The sequence below is a fragment of the Pseudomonas sp. GT1P32 genome (assembly GCF_054897805.1).
In genome coordinates this window covers 2155917-2170231 of sequence record NZ_CM142704.1, presented here as the reverse complement: position 1 = coordinate 2170231, position 14315 = coordinate 2155917, and the positions used below count along the sequence as shown (strand labels likewise).

Sequence of the window (14315 nt, the reverse complement as noted above, 5' to 3'; positions counted from 1 at the left end):
ACCGCACATGAGAGCTTTTACCCAACACACCGGTTTGGTCGCGCCATTGGATCGTGCCAACGTCGACACCGACCAGATCATTCCGAAGCAGTTCTTGAAGTCGATCAAGCGCACCGGTTTTGGCCCGAACCTGTTTGACGAATGGCGCTACCTGGACGTGGGTTATGCCTACCAGGACAACTCCAAGCGTCCGCTGAACAAGGATTTCGTCCTCAACGCCGAGCGTTACCAGGGTGCCAGCGTATTGTTGGCCCGCGAGAACTTCGGTTGCGGCTCCAGCCGCGAGCACGCTCCGTGGGCGCTGGAAGAGTACGGTTTCCGCAGCATCATTGCGCCGAGCTATGCCGACATCTTCTACAACAACAGCTTCAAGAACGGCTTGCTGCCGATCATCTTGAGCGACGCTGAAGTGGATGAACTGTTCCAGCAGGTCGAGGCGAATCCTGGCTACGAATTGAAGATCGACCTGCAAGCCCAGACCGTGACCCGGCCGGACGGCAAGGTCTACAGCTTCGAGCTTGACGAGTTCCGCAAGCATTGCCTGGTCAACGGCCTCGATGACATCGGCCTGACTTTGCAGGATCACGAGGCGATTGCGACGTTTGAAGCCAAGCACCGTGCGAGCCAGCCGTGGTTGTTTCGCGACGCATAAGTTTGCGTAAGGCGTGATGACGCCTTCGCGGGCAAGTCGGATCGCCGCACCGCTCGCTCCTACAAGGACAGCGCAATACCTGTAGGAGCGAGGCTTGCCAGCGATGAGGCTCGAAAAAACACCCCAAGACTCACCCGAAAAAGGAAGTCCCCATGACCAGCACCGCCCAGCACACTCAGGTTGTACAAAAGCAATTCGGCGAACAGGCCTCGGCCTACCTGAGCAGCGCCGTCCACGCTCAAGGCACTGAATTTGCGCTGATACAGGCTGAGCTGGCCGGGCAGGGCGATGCCCGCGTGCTGGACCTCGGTTGCGGCGCCGGTCACGTGAGTTTTCACGTGGCGTCGCTGGTCAAGGAAGTGGTGGCTTACGACCTGTCGCAGCAAATGCTCGACGTGGTCGCCGGTGCTGCCGTTGATCGTGGGTTGGGCAACGTGTCCACGGTCCTGGGTGCCGCCGAGCGGTTGCCATTCGCCGATGGCGAATTCGACTTCGTCTTCAGCCGTTATTCGGCGCACCATTGGAGCGATCTCGGCCTGGCCCTGCGCGAAGTCCGGCGGGTGTTGAAGCCAGGCGGCGTGGCGGCGTTCATCGACGTATTGTCACCGGGCAGCCCGTTGTTCGACACTTACCTGCAAAGTGTCGAAGTGCTGCGCGACACCAGCCATGTGCGCGATTATTCCGCCGGCGAGTGGCTGCGTCAGGTCAGCGAGGCGGGGTTGCACACTCGCAGCACCACGCGTCAACGCCTGCGTCTGGAGTACAACAGCTGGGTCGAGCGCATGCGCACACCACAAGTGATGCGCGCCGCGATCCTCGAGTTGCAGCAGTCGATGGGCAACGAAGTACGCGAATATTTTGAGATTGAGGCCGATGGTTCGTTCAGTACCGATGTACTGGTACTGATGGCTGAACGATAAGCTCGGAAACATAAGCGCCGAGCGATAGAATTTTTCCGGGCGTGCCCACGGGCACACCGACTGATGACATGAGGAAAGCATGAGCAAGCAGATTCTGATTCTCCCAGGTGACGGTATTGGCCCGGAAATCATGGCCGAAGCGGTCAAGGTGCTGGAACTGGCCAACGACAAGTACAGCCTGGGTTTCGAACTGAGCCACGACGTGATCGGCGGCGCCGCTATCGACAAGCACGGCGTGCCACTGGCCGACGAAACCCTGGAGCGTGCTCGCGCCGCCGATGCTGTTTTGCTGGGCGCCGTGGGCGGCCCGAAATGGGACACCATCGAGCGTGATATCCGCCCTGAGCGCGGTCTGCTGAAAATCCGTGCGCAACTGGGCCTGTTCGGCAACCTGCGTCCGGCGATCCTGTACCCGCAACTGGCCGAGGCTTCCAGCCTGAAAGCCGAGATCGTTTCCGGCCTGGACATCCTGATCGTTCGCGAGCTGACCGGCGGCATCTACTTCGGCGCGCCGCGTGGCACCCGCACCCTGGAAAACGGCGAGCGTCAGTCCTACGACACGCTGCCGTACAGCGAAAGCGAAATCCGCCGCATCGCCCGCGTCGGTTTCGACATGGCCATGGTGCGCGGCAAGAAGCTGTGCTCGGTGGACAAGGCCAACGTGTTGGCTTCCAGCCAGCTGTGGCGTGAAATCGTCGAAGAAGTGGCCAAGGATTACCCGGAAGTCGAACTGAGCCACATGTACGTCGACAACGCCGCCATGCAGCTGGTGCGCGCACCGAAGCAGTTTGACGTGATCGTCACCGACAACATGTTCGGCGATATCCTGTCCGACCAGGCGTCGATGCTCACCGGTTCCATCGGCATGCTGCCGTCGGCATCGCTGGATACCCATAACAAAGGCATGTACGAGCCGTGCCACGGTTCGGCTCCGGACATCGCGGGCAAGGGCATCGCCAACCCGCTGGCGACCATTTTGTCGGTGTCGATGATGTTGCGTTACAGCTTCAACCAGTCGGGTGCAGCGGATGCAATCGAGAAAGCCGTGAGCCTGGTGCTGGATCAGGGCCTGCGGACGGGCGACATCTGGTCGACCGGTTGCACTAAAGTCGGTACGCAGGAAATGGGTGACGCAGTAGTCGCCGCGCTGCGGAATCTGTAATCTCTCGGGCCCGCTGCCACTTTCCACTTCGAAAGCAGCGGCCCACTTTTCAAGAAGGTGTAGTTGCGATGAAACGTGTAGGTCTGATCGGTTGGCGCGGTATGGTCGGTTCCGTGCTCATGCAGCGGATGCTGGAAGAGCAGGATTTCGATCTTATCGAGCCGGTGTTTTTCACCACTTCCAATGTCGGTGGCCAAGGCCCGTCCGTGGGCAAGGACATTGCTCCGCTCAAGGACGCTTACAGCATTGAAGAGCTGAAAACCCTCGACGTGATTCTGACCTGCCAGGGTGGCGACTACACCAGCGAAGTCTTCCCTAAGCTGCGCGAAGCCGGCTGGCAGGGTTACTGGATCGACGCCGCTTCCAGCCTGCGCATGCAGGATGACGCGGTCATCGTGCTGGACCCGGTCAACCGCAAGGTCATCGACCAGCAGCTCGACGCGGGCACCAAGAACTACATCGGCGGCAACTGCACCGTCAGCCTGATGCTGATGGGCCTGGGCGGTCTGTTCGAAGCCGGTCTGGTCGAGTGGATGAGCGCCATGACTTATCAGGCAGCCTCCGGTGGCGGCGCGCAGCATATGCGTGAACTGATCAAGCAAATGGGTGTGACCCACGGCGCTGTCGCCGATCAACTGGCCGACCCGGCCAGCGCCATCCTCGACATCGACCGCCGTGTGGCCGAAGCCATGCGCAGCGACGCGTACCCGACCGAGAACTTCGGCGTACCGCTGGCCGGCAGCCTGATCCCGTGGATCGACAAGGAACTGCCGAACGGTCAGAGCCGTGAAGAGTGGAAGGCCCAGGCCGAGACCAACAAGATTCTCGGTCGCTTCAAGAGTCCGATCCCGGTCGATGGCATCTGCGTGCGCGTCGGCGCCATGCGCTGCCACAGCCAGGCGCTGACCATCAAGCTGAACAAAGACGTGCCGATCGCCGATATCGAAGGGTTGATCAGCCAGCACAACCCTTGGGTCAAGCTGGTGCCGAACAACCGCGACATCAGCATGCAGGAGCTGAGCCCGACCAAGGTCACCGGCACCCTGAATGTTCCGGTTGGCCGTCTGCGCAAGCTGAACATGGGTTCGCAGTTCGTCGGCGCCTTCACCGTTGGCGACCAGCTGCTGTGGGGCGCGGCCGAGCCGCTGCGTCGCATGCTGCGGATTCTGCTTGAGCGTTGATCGATTGAAGCAATGAAAGAACCCGTGCCTTGAAAGGGGCGCGGGTTTTTTTATTTCCGATAACCTGATGTTGATGGGTTGTCAGGCAGGCCGCCATCGCCAGCAAGCCGGCTCCTACAGGGGGGGCGCTTAATCTCAAAATTGTAGGAGCCGGCTTGCTGGCGATGGCGATCCCGCCGGCGCCGCATAATCCCCGGCCGAATTGCCTGCACACCCTCCACCCGGTAAAGTGCCGCTCCACCCGTTTCGCCAGAGGTACACCCATGAGCCAGTCCTTTGATATTGCCGTGATCGGCGCCACCGGTACTGTCGGCGAAACGCTCGTGCAGATTCTCGAAGAACGCGACTTTCCGGTCGGTAACCTGCACCTGCTGGCCAGCAGCGAATCCGCCGGTCATTCGGTGCCGTTTCGCGGCAAGAACGTGCGGGTACGGGAAGTCGATGAGTTCGACTTCAGCAAAGTACAGCTGGTGTTCTTCGCCGCAGGTCCGGCGGTGACCTTGAGTTTCGCCTCGCGCGCCACGGCGGCCGGTTGCTCGCTGATCGATCTGTCCGGCGCCTTGCCCGCCGATCAGGCGCCGCAGGTGGTGCCGGAAGCCAATGCTCAGGTTCTGGCCGGTCTGAAAAAGCCTTTCCAGGTCAGCAGCCCAAGCCCGTCGGCCACCACTTTGGCCGTGGTGCTTGCACCCTTGCTCGGTCTGCTCGATCTGCAGCGCGTGAATGTGACCGCCAGCCTGGCCGTTTCTGCCCAGGGCCGCGAAGCCGTTAAAGAGCTGGCCCGGCAAACCGCCGAACTGCTCAACGTGCGTCCGCTGGAACCGGTTTTTTTCGATCGGCAGATGGCCTTCAACCTGCTGGCGCAAGTCGGCAAGCCGGATGAGAACGGCCATACGCTGCTGGAAAAGCGTCTGGTGCGTGAGCTGCGTCAGGTCATGGCCTTGCCTTTATTAAAGATTTCCGTCACTTGCATTCAAGCCCCGGTGTTTTTTGGCGATAGCTTTAACGTGACCCTGCAGTCTGCAAGCGCTGTGGACCTGGTAAAAGTCAACGCGGCGCTGGAAGACGCTCCGGGTATCGAACTGGTGGAAGCCGGTGATTACCCGACGCCGGTCGGCGATGCGGTAGGGCAGGATGTGGTCTACGTCGGTCGCGTTCGCGCTGGAATCGACGACCCGTCGGAACTTAATGTGTGGCTGACGTCAGATAACGTACGCAAAGGCGCGGCGCTCAATGCTGTGCAGGTGGCTGAATTGTTGATAAAAGACCTGCTGTAAAAGATACTTGGCAACAATTTGCAGAATGATTCTGGTCGGACGTCATGCTCGACCGGATTGCTGAAGGCAAGCCACCCTGCGAGGCTTTCCGGGGCATGAAAGAAATGATCGCGCGCGACGACCCTTCGCCGCCGCGCGCAATGCCTTACGGCAGCGACTATCAACACCTTCTCGCTGGCCGAGGAATGTTCAAACAAAGGATGAGGCTATGGTTCAAGTTCGCAAACTGGTGTTAGCAATAGCGGCCGCCTCGGCGCTGTCCTCCGGTATGGCGCATGCGCTCGGGCTCGGGGAATTGACCCTGAAGTCGTCGCTGAACCAGCCGTTGGTGGCGGAAATCGAATTGCTCGACGTCAAGGAACTCACGGCTGCCGAATTGGTGCCGAGCCTGGCGTCGCCCGAAGATTTCGCCAAGGCCGGTGTCGACCGTCAGGCATTCCTCAATGACCTGAGCTTCACCCCGGTGCTCAATGCCAGTGGCAAAAGCGTTCTGCGCGTGACCTCCAGCAAGCCGCTGTCCGAACCGATGGTGAAATTCCTGGTTCAGGTGATGTGGCCCAACGGTCGCCTGCTGCGCGATTACAGCGTGCTGCTCGATCCGTCCAAATTCTCGCCGCAAACCGCTGAAGCGGCTGCGCAGCCGGCACCGACTCAGACTGTCGCTGCACCGGTGACCGGCGCTACCAAGCCGACCCAATACACCACCACGCCGCGCGATACCCTCTGGGAGATCGCTGCGAAGGCGCGCAATGGCGGCTCGGTTCAGCAAACCATGCTGGCCATTCAGGCGCTGAACCCGGATGCCTTCATCAACGGCAACATCAACCTGCTGAAAACCGGACAGGTGCTGCGCCTGCCGGATCCGACGCAAGTCACCAGCGTGCCGCAACCCAAAGCCATTGCCGAGGTCGCTGCGCAGAACACTGCGTGGCGTCAGGGGCGTCGCTATGTCGCGAAGCCTGGAGCAGGGCAGCAGCAACTCGACGCGACCAAGCGCACTCGCGCTGAGGGCGCTCCTGTGCAGCCCGCCAAGGACAAACTGAGCCTGGTGTCTGCCGAGTCCGGCAAGGCCGGTGGCAAAGGTGCGGCAGGTGATGCGAAGGCCTTGAGCAACAAACTGGCCGTGACTCAGGAAAGCCTCGACACGACCCGTCGTGACAACGCTGAACTGAAAAGCCGCATGACCGATCTGCAGAGTCAGATGGACAAGCTGCAACGCCTGATTGAGCTGAAGAACAATCAACTGGCCAAGATGCAGGCAGAAGGTGCTGCGGGTGCGCCGGCTGCTGCTGTCGCGGCGGCCCCGGTGATCTCGGCCGAATTGACGCCGAGCCCTGCGCCCGTAACGCCAGCCCCGGTGGCGGTCGCTCCTGAGGCAGCGCCAGCTCCGGCTGAAGCGCCTGTCGAGCCAGCGCCGACCGCGTCTGACGATCAAAAATTCAACGACCTGCTGACCAATCCGGTACTGCTGGGTCTGGTCGGTGGCGGGGCAGTGGTTCTGCTGCTGTTGCTGCTATTGCTGGCCCGTCGCCGCAAAGCCCAGCAGGAAGCCGAGAAACACCTGCGGATGGCCCGTGCCTTGTCCGAGGAGCAGGATTTCTCCGCTGATCTGGATTTGCCTGAAAGCAGCTTCGAAGGTCTGGAAGTGCCGCCGCCAAGCGTGAAACTCGCGACCGCGCCAGCGCCAGCTCCTGCCCCCGCGCCAACCCCGGCTCCCGCTCCTGCTCCGGTCATTGAGCCAGTGGTGGTCATGCCGCCGATTGCCGCGCCACTGGTCGCGCCTGCCGCTGAACGTGATGACGACGTGCTGGCCAAGGCGCAGTCGCACATGGCCGCCGGTCGTCTGAATCAGGCGGCTGCGTTGCTGGAAGATGGCATCAAGCAAGAGCCTCAGCGCAGTGATCTGCGTTTGAAGCTGATGGAAGTCTATGGTCAGCAGGGCGATCGCGATGCGTTCGTGGCCCAGGAGCGTCAGCTTGTGGCCAACGGCGAAAACTTCGCCCGTGTCGAAGAGCTGAAAAGCCGCTTCCCGGCCATGGCGGTCGTCGTGGCGGGTGGTCTGGCTGCCGCGGCCGTCGCCGCCGAACTGGACGCCGAATACGTCAAGGACCTGTTGATGGACGAGTCCGAGGAGCCGGCGCCGGCACTGGCCGATGACGACTTCGACAGCGCGTTTGATCTGAGTCTGGATGATCTGGAAAACGTCGTTCCTGTGGTGGTTGCGCCTGAGCCGACGCCTGAGCCAGAACCAGAGGCTTTGGCCGAGCTGGATGAATTCCCGCTGGACGACGACCTGAGCTTTGAGTCGGTGTTGCAGCAACAGACTGAAATCAAGGAAAACCTCGACGACCTGTCGGACTTCGATCTGGACATGGACCTCGGTGCCGATCCGTCGCCAGGGATTCTCGATGAAGACGATTTCCTGCTGAGCCTGGATGACGACGTCAAAGACTTGCCTGCCGCTGAAGTGCCTGCCGCCGCTCCTGAGGTCGCGCTGGATGATCTGGAGCTGCCGGCGGATTTCGATCTGTCGCTGGCCGATGAAATGGACGCTCCGGATGCATTCGCCGCTGAACTGGATGACGTCAACGCCGAGCTGGATCGTCTGTCGCAGAGCATCGGCGAGCCGACCTTCACTGCCGAAGATGCATTGGCTTCCGCAGCTGACGAGCCGGAATTCGATTTCCTCTCCGGCACCGACGAAGTCGCCACCAAGCTCGATCTGGCCCAGGCCTACATCGACATGGGCGACGCCGACGGCGCACGGGACATCCTCAATGAGGTGGTCAGCGAGGGTGATGCGGGTCAGAAGAGCGAAGCCAAGGAAATGCTTTCGCGTCTGGCTTGAATGACCGGTAATGCATAAACAAAACGGCAGCCCATTGAGGCTGCCGTTTTTGTTTTAACGATAGTGCGATGGTGTTTGTCGGGATGTCTTCGCGGGCAAGCCTCGCTCCTACAGGTTCGGTGATCCCCGTAGGAGCGAGGCTTGCCCGCGAAGCTTTTTGGCTCAGGCCAGCAAATCCTCATAAAACGCACCAAACGGCCGTGTAGGGTGGGCAATCTGGATTTCCAGAATCCATAACCCCACATTCGGACATTCCTCGAAATTCCCCAGATCCCCGGCACGATAAATCGCATGAGGGAAATCACTGACCCGGTGTCCCTTGATCTCCAGGTTCAGCTTCCAGCCCATCGCCGTCGCCTGTTCGTCGGCATAGCGATACAGCTCGGGACCGGCCACCTGCCGGGTGCGCCAGTAATCGTGAACCTGATCGAACAAGGTCTTCGCGGCCGCCGCGCAGGCCTTCATCTCGGAGTCGTCACCGACGACGAACGTCGCGCCGGAGTCGCCTTCATGGCGGTCCCAGACCACGCCTAGGTCGATAAAGAAAATGTCGTTCTCGGCCAGTACCGGATCGCCTTCGGAGCGTTGCTTGAAAGTTTTCAGGGTGTTTTCGCCAAAGCGGATCTTTGACGGGTGCCAGATGCGGTCCATCCCCAGTTCGTTCAATACGTTGAGGCTCATGGTCAGCGCCTCGGACTCACGCATGCCGGGTTTGATGCGTCGGGCCATTTCGTCGATGGCTTCCCACGTCTTGCGTTTAGCGTGCAGCATGCCTTCCAGGCTGTAAGCCAGGCCGACGGCTTCTTTGAGGGGTGCATTCATCATCAGGTCTCGGTGGTGTTCTGTTTTTTTCGTTGTGTAGTTATCTATATAGCGAAGTCTGTATGGACACTGCAACGGCACAAACGACACACGCCTCTGGCGTCCCGGTCCGGCGGCCTTATAATGCCCGCCTTTGCGTAGATCAGCAGGCTGTCACTCCTTGGCAAATATAGATAACCCGGCCGCCGAAATGGCGGCCGACGGCTTTTTCCGCATCGCGTTGGGCGTTGAATACAAAGGCTCGCGCTATCGCGGCTGGCAGCGTCAGGCCTCCGGCGTGCTCACGGTGCAGGAAACCCTGGAAAACGCCTTGTCCAAAGTTGCCGACTCACCCGTGTCGCTGCTGTGCGCCGGGCGTACGGACGCCGGTGTGCATGCGTGCGGGCAGGTGGTGCATTTCGACACGACGGTCGAGCGGTCGATGAAAGCCTGGGTCATGGGCGCCAACATCAACTTGCCCCACGACGTCAGCGTCAGTTGGGCCAAGGTCATGCCGGCGCATTTCCATGCGCGGTTCAAGGCCATCGCCCGGCGCTATCGCTACGTGATCTACAACGATCAGATCCGCCCGGCGCACCTGAACGAAGAAATTACCTGGAATCACCGTCCGCTCGATGTCGAGCGCATGGCCGAGGCTGCGCAATACCTGGTCGGCACCCACGACTTCAGCGCTTTTCGCGCCGGTCAGTGCCAGGCCAAATCGCCGGTCAAGGAGCTGCATCACCTGCGCGTCACGCGTCACGGCAAGATGATCGTGCTGGATATCCGCGCCAGCGCCTTCCTGCACCACATGGTGCGTAACATTGCCGGTGTATTGATGACCATCGGCGCCGGTGAGCGTCCGGTGGAGTGGATGAAGGAAGTACTGGAGAGCCGTATTCGCCGTTCCGGTGGGGTAACGGCGCATCCATTCGGCCTGTATCTGGTGCAGGTCGAGTACCGCGACGAGTTCGAATTGCCCGAGCGTTACATTGGCCCACACTTCCTGACCGGTTTCACCGAACTTGGCGGCTGACGCCCTCGAACGCATTTGTTACCATCCGGGACTTTCTCGGATTTGCCCTGAGGTTTTATCGACATGTCAGCCGTTCGCAGCAAGATTTGCGGGATTACCCGCATAGAAGATGCGTTGGCGGCGGTCGAGGCCGGGGCTGATGCCATCGGGTTTGTGTTTTACGCCAAGAGCCCGCGGGCCGTGACGTTCCAGCAGGCGCGCGACATCATCAAGGCGCTGCCGCCGTTCGTGACGACCGTGGGTTTGTTCGTCAACGCCAGCCGTTGCGAGTTGGGAGAGTTGCTCGACGCCGTGCCGCTGGACCTGTTGCAGTTCCATGGCGACGAAACCGCTGCCGACTGTGAAGGCTGGCATCGGCCGTACATCAAGGCGCTGCGGGTCAAGGCCGGCGACGATATCGCGGCGGCATGCAATGCGTTTCCAAGTGCCAGCGGTATCCTGCTCGACGCCTACGTTGAAGGTGTACCCGGCGGAACCGGCGAAGCGTTCGACTGGTCTCTGATACCGCAAGGCTTGAGCAAGGCGATCATCCTGGCGGGCGGTTTGACGCCGGACAACGTCGCCGAAGCGATTGCCCGGGTTCGGCCTTACGCCGTGGACGTTAGTGGTGGAGTAGAGGCGAGCAAGGGCATCAAGGATCACGCAAAGATTCAGGCATTCATTAACGCAGTACGCAGCAGCAAGTAGTTGATGTGACGGCTGGCAGACTGCCGCCGTCCCAAAATGCACTGCGCTGCACAAAGCAGGCACGGCTGAGGATTGATGGGTTGTACGCAGGTCACGCTTCACTGACCCGACCACCCACCGATCATCGCCACACACATGAATTTAGCTCAAGGGCATACGCGGGGCTGCGAACCAGAGCGTTCGGGCCGCCGGTACTGGAGAAAGAAAGCATGAGCAACTGGTTAGTAGACAAACTGATCCCTTCGATCATGCGTTCCGAGGTCAAGAAGAGCTCGGTGCCTGAAGGTCTGTGGCACAAATGCCCGTCTTGTGAGGCTGTGCTGTATCGTCCGGAGCTGGAAAAGACCCTGGACGTTTGCCCCAAGTGCAACCACCACATGCGTATCGGCGCCCGCGCCCGTATCGACATCTTCCTTGATGCTGAAGGCCGCAGCGAGCTGGGTGCGGACCTGGAGCCAGTCGACCGTCTGAAATTCCGCGACGGCAAGAAGTACAAGGACCGCCTGACCGCTGCGCAAAAGCAGACCGGCGAGAAAGACGCGCTGATCTCCATGAGTGGCACCCTGCTGGGCATGCCAGTGGTGGTTTCGGCCTTCGAATTCTCCTTCATGGGCGGTTCCATGGGTGCGATCGTCGGTGAGCGCTTCGTACGCGCCGCCAACTACGCTCTGGAAAACAAATGCCCGATGATCTGCTTCGCTGCTTCCGGTGGTGCGCGGATGCAGGAAGCCCTGATTTCCCTGATGCAAATGGCCAAGACCTCTGCGGTGCTGGCGCGTCTGCGTGAAGAAGGCATTCCGTTCATCTCCGTGCTGACCGATCCGGTCTACGGCGGCGTCTCCGCCAGCCTTGCGATGCTTGGCGACGTGATTGTCGGCGAGCCGAAAGCCCTGATCGGCTTCGCCGGTCCGCGCGTGATCGAACAAACCGTTCGCGAAAAACTGCCGGAAGGCTTCCAGCGCAGCGAATTCCTGCTGGAGCACGGTGCGATCGACATGATCATTCACCGTCAGGAACTGCGTCCGCGCCTGGGTAACCTGCTGGCGCAACTGACCGGCAAGCCGACGCCGAAATTCGTCGCCGCGCCAATCGAGCCGATCGTCGTTCCGCCGGTGCCTGCAAACATATGACCCAACGCACCCTTGGCGAGTGGCTCGCCTACCTTGAGCAGTTGCACCCTTCGGCCATCGACATGGGCCTTGAGCGCTCGCAACAGGTAGCGTCCCGCATGGGGCTGGGCAAGCCGGCGCCTCGGGTGATTACGGTCACCGGCACCAACGGCAAGGGTTCCACCTGCGCATTCGTGGCTTCATTGCTGCGAGCGCAGGGTCTGAAGGTTGGTGTCTACAATTCTCCGCACCTGCTGCGTTACAACGAGCGGGTGCAGGTCAACGGCGTCGAAGCGACGGATGCCGAGCTGTGCGAAGCCTTTGCTGCGGTAGAGGCGGGGCGTGGCGAAACTTCCCTGACTTACTTCGAAATGGGCACCCTGGCGGCGTTCTGGCTGTTTCAGCGGTCAGCGCTGGATGCGGTGGTGCTGGAAGTCGGTCTGGGCGGGCGGCTGGACACGGTCAACGTGGTGGATGCCGACATGGCGCTGGTGACCAGCATCGGCGTGGATCACGCGGATTATCTGGGCGACACCCGTGAGTCAGTGGCCTATGAAAAGGCCGGCATCTTCCGCCAGGGCGCGCCTGCGCTCTGTGGCGATCTGAACCCTCCTCAACCTCTGCTGGACAAGGCGCGCGAGCTGGCTTGCCCGTTTTTCCTGCGGGGGCGCGATTTTGACCTCGGTGTCACCGATCACAACTGGCAATGGCGCGGTCTTGACGCTCAAGGGCGTGTAGTCGAGTTGCATGATCTGCCGTTGCTCGATCTGCCGATGGAAAACGCCGCGCTGGCGTTGCAGGCGTACCTGTTGCTTGGTTTGCCTTGGGTCGATGCGCAGATTATTGATGCACTGAAAGCCACGCGGGTGGTCGGTCGCCTCGACCGCCGCCAGTTCGACTGGCAGGGCAAGCGTCTGAACCTGTTGCTGGATGTGGGGCATAACCCTCACGCCGCCGAATATCTGGCCCGTCGTTTGGCGAGCCGACCACCGGCCGGCAAGCGTCTGGCGGTGTTTGGATTGCTGGCGGACAAGGATCTGGATGGTGTTGTCGGCGAATTGAATGCTAGTGTCCAGCACTGGGCTGTTGCGCCGCTGGATTCGCCGCGGGCGCGACCGGTCGCCGATTTGCACGGGGTGTTGCATGACCTCGGCGCTTCAGTCACATCCTATGACAGCGTGGCCGCGGCCCTGGAAGGGCAGTGCGCGCTGGCGACGAGCGACGACGAAATTCTGTTGTTCGGATCATTTTATTGTGTTGCCGAGGCCCTTGAATGGCTGGCCCGGCGCTCCACGGAGGAAGCGGCAAATGGCATTGCTGGATAAGGCTTACAAACAGCGCATGGTCGGCGCCCTGGTGCTGGTGGCGCTGGCGGTGATTTTCCTGCCGATGCTGTTTTCCCGTCAGGATGAGCAGCGTCAGGTGACGGTCGAAGCGCCAGCCGCCCCGCAAGCGCCTTCGGTGCCGCAGGTGCAGGTTGAGCCGGTGGCGGTGCCTGAGCCGCAAGCCTTGCCGCAGGAGCCTGTGCCGAGTGATGACGACATCGCGCAGCAGGAAGAGCCTGTAATGCCGATCGCGCCGACTGCGCCCGTCGCGACTGCGCCTGTCGCAAAACCGGTAACGCCGCCTCCGGTCAACAAACCAGCGACTGCGCCGAGCCAGCCGATTACCGCCGCACCGGGTAAGCCGGATACCACTCAAAGCCGCGTCGACGCCAATGGCCTGTCGGTCAGTTGGTCGGTGCAACTGGCCAGCCTGTCGAGCCGTGCCAGCGCAGAAAACCTGCAAAAAACCCTGCGCAGCCAAGGCTACAACGCCTACATTCGCACGGCTGACGGCAAGAATCGGGTGTTCGTCGGGCCGTTGATCGAGCGTGCGGAAGCCGATCGTCTGCGTGACTTATTGAACCGCCAGCAGAACCTCAAGGGTTTTGTGGTGCGCTTCCAGCCTGAGCGCGGTTGAAAACTATCGACCCGATTTGAAATGCACTGACAATCGCAGCTTACCGATAAGCATGGGCTCTGCTAAAATGCGCCGCCTTATCCGTCTGTAGGCTGCACTGTGCCATTTACCTGGGTTGACTGGGCGATCGTAGCAATCGTCGCCATCTCCGCATTGATCAGTCTGAGCCGCGGCTTCGTCAAAGAAGCATTATCGCTGGTGACCTGGATCATCGCAGGAGTCGTCGCCTGGATGTTCGGTGGTGCATTGTCCGAATACCTCGGCGGATACATCGAAACGCCATCGGCACGCGTGATCGCGGGCTGCGCAATAATGTTTGTCGCCACGCTGATCGTAGGCGCAATGATCAATTATCTTATCGGCGAATTGGTTCGCGTTACCGGGTTGTCCGGGACCGATCGATTCCTCGGCATGGCCTTCGGCGCCGCGCGTGGCGTGTTGCTGGTGGTCGTGGCGGTCGGGCTGTTGAGCCTGGGGCCGGTACAGCAGGACGGGTGGTGGCAACAGTCGCAGCTCGTGCCAAAATTTCTATTGGTCGCAGACTGGTCCAAAAACCTGATTCTCGGGTGGAGCAGTCAGTGGCTTGCCAGCGGTATCAGCGTACCCGCTGAAATACCGTTCAAGGAGCACCTCTTGCCGACGGCCAAAACGCCTCAGTGAGTTGTGTTCAGTTCAGATCCATT

General features: G+C 60.8%; 13 protein-coding genes. 12 read left to right on the top strand and 1 reads right to left on the bottom strand.

What is annotated here, in order from left to right; translation table 11 throughout:
* The first annotated feature begins 7 nt into the window (after positions 1–7).
* From leuD to ACYZUC_RS09850, 6 genes are all read left to right on the top strand, one after another.
* Positions 8–652, top strand: a complete 645-nt coding sequence (gene leuD / locus ACYZUC_RS09875) for a 3-isopropylmalate dehydratase small subunit (RefSeq protein WP_084318008.1) — start codon at positions 8–10, stop codon at positions 650–652.
* 152 nt (positions 653–804) lie between these two features.
* The gene (locus ACYZUC_RS09870) at positions 805–1572 is read left to right on the top strand and encodes a class I SAM-dependent methyltransferase (RefSeq protein WP_461995397.1); all 768 of its coding nucleotides are present in this window, start codon (positions 805–807) and stop codon (positions 1570–1572) included.
* 79 nt (positions 1573–1651) lie between these two features.
* On the top strand, positions 1652–2734 hold the full coding sequence (gene leuB, locus ACYZUC_RS09865; RefSeq protein ID WP_280163445.1) for a 3-isopropylmalate dehydrogenase: 1083 nt from the start codon (positions 1652–1654) through the stop codon (positions 2732–2734).
* 68 nt (positions 2735–2802) lie between these two features.
* Positions 2803–3915, top strand: a complete 1113-nt coding sequence (gene asd, locus ACYZUC_RS09860) for an aspartate-semialdehyde dehydrogenase (RefSeq protein ID WP_008037636.1) — start codon at positions 2803–2805, stop codon at positions 3913–3915.
* A 263-nt stretch (positions 3916–4178) separates the two neighbouring features.
* A complete protein-coding gene (locus ACYZUC_RS09855) occupies positions 4179–5189 on the top strand; it encodes an aspartate-semialdehyde dehydrogenase (RefSeq protein ID WP_461995395.1) in 1011 nt (336 codons plus the stop codon).
* 208 nt (positions 5190–5397) lie between these two features.
* Positions 5398–8037 carry a FimV/HubP family polar landmark protein gene (locus ACYZUC_RS09850; RefSeq protein ID WP_461995393.1) on the top strand — a complete coding sequence of 880 codons (2640 nt, stop codon included), beginning with the start codon at positions 5398–5400 and terminating at the stop codon, positions 8035–8037.
* A 162-nt stretch (positions 8038–8199) separates the two neighbouring features.
* Here ACYZUC_RS09850 and ACYZUC_RS09845 read toward each other — a convergent pair whose 3' ends face one another.
* Positions 8200–8859 (bottom strand): M24 family metallopeptidase, encoded by a 660-nt coding sequence (locus ACYZUC_RS09845; RefSeq protein ID WP_461996693.1) that lies wholly within the window; start codon positions 8857–8859, stop codon positions 8200–8202.
* A 190-nt stretch (positions 8860–9049) separates the two neighbouring features.
* Here ACYZUC_RS09845 and truA point away from each other — a divergent pair, with 190 nt between their 5' ends.
* From truA to ACYZUC_RS09815, 6 genes are all read left to right on the top strand, one after another.
* A complete protein-coding gene (gene truA, locus ACYZUC_RS09840) occupies positions 9050–9874 on the top strand; it encodes a tRNA pseudouridine(38-40) synthase TruA (protein ID WP_461996692.1) in 825 nt (274 codons plus the stop codon).
* Between the two features lie 63 nt (positions 9875–9937).
* Positions 9938–10561: a phosphoribosylanthranilate isomerase gene (locus tag ACYZUC_RS09835; protein ID WP_461995391.1), complete on the top strand. Its 624-nt coding sequence runs from the start codon at positions 9938–9940 to the stop codon at positions 10559–10561.
* Between the two features lie 209 nt (positions 10562–10770).
* Positions 10771–11691 carry an acetyl-CoA carboxylase, carboxyltransferase subunit beta gene (gene accD, locus ACYZUC_RS09830; protein WP_008028281.1) on the top strand — a complete coding sequence of 307 codons (921 nt, stop codon included), beginning with the start codon at positions 10771–10773 and terminating at the stop codon, positions 11689–11691.
* Complete coding sequence (gene folC, locus ACYZUC_RS09825; RefSeq protein ID WP_461995389.1) at positions 11688–12995, top strand: bifunctional tetrahydrofolate synthase/dihydrofolate synthase; 1308 nt, start codon at positions 11688–11690, stop codon at positions 12993–12995. Before accD ends, folC begins: the two co-directional genes overlap by 4 nt.
* A complete protein-coding gene (locus tag ACYZUC_RS09820) occupies positions 12979–13632 on the top strand; it encodes an SPOR domain-containing protein (protein ID WP_461995387.1) in 654 nt (217 codons plus the stop codon). The genes folC and ACYZUC_RS09820 overlap by 17 nt, the downstream gene beginning before the upstream one ends.
* Before the next feature lie 99 nt (positions 13633–13731).
* Positions 13732–14292, top strand: a complete 561-nt coding sequence (locus ACYZUC_RS09815; RefSeq protein ID WP_461995386.1) for a CvpA family protein — start codon at positions 13732–13734, stop codon at positions 14290–14292.
* Positions 14293–14315: the final 23 nt, after the last annotated feature.